The following is a 2,198-nucleotide window of genomic DNA, read 5'->3' as shown; positions in this document are numbered from 1 at the left end:
CGCCGATTGTGGTCAAAGATTGCGCTGGTTTTTATGTTAACCGTATCCTTGCACCTTACATGAATGAAGCGGCGCAGATCCTGATGGCGGGTGAGTCGATTGAAAAGATAGATACGGCTTTGCTCGATTTCGGTTTCCCAGTCGGCCCTATCACGTTATTGGACGAAGTGGGCATTGATGTTGGCTCGAAAATCATGCCAATTCTAGTGCAAGAACTCGGCCCACGTTTTCAAGGACCAGACGTATTTGATTTGCTGCTCAATGACAATCGCAAAGGGCGTAAAAGTGGTAAGGGATTCTATACCTATAAAGGTAAGAAAAAAGAAATCGACAAATCTATCTATAAATTGCTGAAAATAACGCCAGATGCCAAACAGAGTGATAAGGAGATCGCGCTGCGTTGCGTGCTACTTATGCTGAATGAAGCCGTACGTTGTTTGGATGAGGGCGTAATTCGTTGTGCGCGAGATGGCGATATTGGTGCGATTTTCGGTATCGGTTTCCCGCCGTTTTTGGGCGGCCCATTCCGTTACATAGACCAAATTGGTATCAAGAAATTAGTGGAAATGATGAATCAACATGCTGAGAAGTATGGCGATAAGTTCGCTCCTTGTGATGGGCTACTGACTCGCGCTGGGGTTGAAGCACGTTTTTATCCGTAGTCATCTCGGCTGTTTTCATTCATATGTTTGCTTAAATTAGGCGAGGGAATATCCTCGCTTTTTTTCATTTATAGCCAATGAGGTCATCTCTTTATGCGAGTTATTCTCAGTTTGGTATAAGATTATGGAAAATCATCAATAAGGAATCGAAATGGATGCACTAGAGTTGCTGCTTAACCGTCGTTCAATCGCCAATCTCACATCGCCTGCACCTGAAGGTCTGGTCTTGGAAAATATTATTAGAGCAGGCTTGCGAGCGCCCGATCATGGCGGTTTAACCCCTTGGCGTTTCGTGATTGCTCAGGGAGCGGGTTTGCAAAAGTTGTCGGGTATTTTGGCGTCTGCTGTGCGAGCGGATAACGGCAGTGATGCAGAGATAGAAAAAGCGAAAAATGCACCGTTTCGAGCACCCATGGTAATCACAGTGATCGCGAAAGTTACGGAGCATGAAAAGGTGCCAGCGATTGAACAGCATCTCTCTGCGGGATGCGCAGTACAAGCGATGCAAATGGCTGCGGTAGCCCAAGGTTTTCAAGGTTTCTGGCGTTCGGGAAGCTGGATGTTCCACTCTCACGTTCGGCAAGCATTAGGTGCTAAGGGCGATGATCAAATCGTTGGTTTCTTATACCTAGGAACTGCAGGGTGCACGCCAATGAAAGTGCCTGAACGTGATTTGAGTAAATTTATTGAGTTTCTATAGCGAGTTTATTGACTATCTGCCGCTGCGATAACTCATGGCCCAGCAATGCTGGGCCTAAAATCTAGTGGATGTGATAGGCAATCACAAAATCAATAAATAGCCTGACTTTTTCAGGTAGATGATCCTTGTGGTTATACAGCATATAAATATCACGAGGGTTGGAAACCCAGTCTTCCAGCACTCTGACTAAGCTGCCTTCTTCGATAAATTCTTTAATCATTACATCTGGCATTAAGGTGATACCCAGCCCCTCAGAGCAAGCGCTGCGCACTACGTTTAAAGCGTTGGCCTGAAAACGACCAGTATCACAATTGACCACGCATTCCCCTTTATTGTTGGTCAACTGCCATTTTACTAGAGGATATCCCTTCAATAATGAATGATTACTGAGCTCTTCGGCATGAGTTGGTGCAGGGTGTTTCGCTAAATACCCTGGGCTTGCGACTAACACATCTTTCACTTCATTAATTTTTCGCGCAATCAAACTGGAGTCTCGTTGAGGTCCAACTCTAAAAATGACATCCCATTCGGTTGGGTCGAGTTGATCGGCCTGATTGCTGGTGGTCAATTCTATGTTGATATCTGGGTACTGCATCATGAAGGCATTGAAGATAGGCATCATCATGCGTTTCGTGACATTAGATGGTGACGATATTCTTAGTTTGCCTGAAGCGCCACGACACTCATCGGTGAGCTCTTCTGCTGTTGCAGCTAAGCGATGCAGCAACGGTGAGCACTCTTGAAAAAAACGTTCACCCGCTTCAGTCAGCGAAAGTTTTCGAGCATGGCGATTCAACAATCTAAGATTCAGAGAATCTTCCAATGCTTGAATGCGT

The 2,198-nt window shown here is 45.5% G+C and carries 3 protein-coding genes; 2 read left to right on the top strand and 1 reads right to left on the bottom strand.

Annotation, left to right across the window (positions count from 1 at the left end):
- Together AACQ21_RS06880 and AACQ21_RS06875 are read left to right on the top strand one after the other, a co-directional pair.
- Positions 1-662 (top strand): 3-hydroxyacyl-CoA dehydrogenase family protein (locus tag AACQ21_RS06880; RefSeq protein WP_258174173.1); only part of this gene is annotated, 662 nt, incomplete at its 5' end.
- A gap of 151 nt (positions 663-813) precedes the next feature.
- A complete protein-coding gene (locus tag AACQ21_RS06875) occupies positions 814-1,362 on the top strand; it encodes an NAD(P)H nitroreductase (RefSeq protein ID WP_013857243.1) in 549 nt (182 codons plus the stop codon).
- A gap of 61 nt (positions 1,363-1,423) precedes the next feature.
- Here AACQ21_RS06875 and AACQ21_RS06870 read toward each other — a convergent pair.
- Positions 1,424-2,198: LysR family transcriptional regulator (locus AACQ21_RS06870; protein ID WP_105976514.1), on the bottom strand; the 775-nt coding region annotated here is incomplete at its 5' end.

The sequence above is a fragment of the Vibrio sp. V01_P9A10T6 genome (assembly GCF_963877065.1).
Taxonomy (GTDB): Bacteria; Pseudomonadota; Gammaproteobacteria; order Enterobacterales; family Vibrionaceae; genus Vibrio; species Vibrio anguillarum.
The sequence above is the reverse complement of the archived record's forward strand: the minus strand, read 5'-3'. Positions and strand labels throughout refer to the sequence as shown.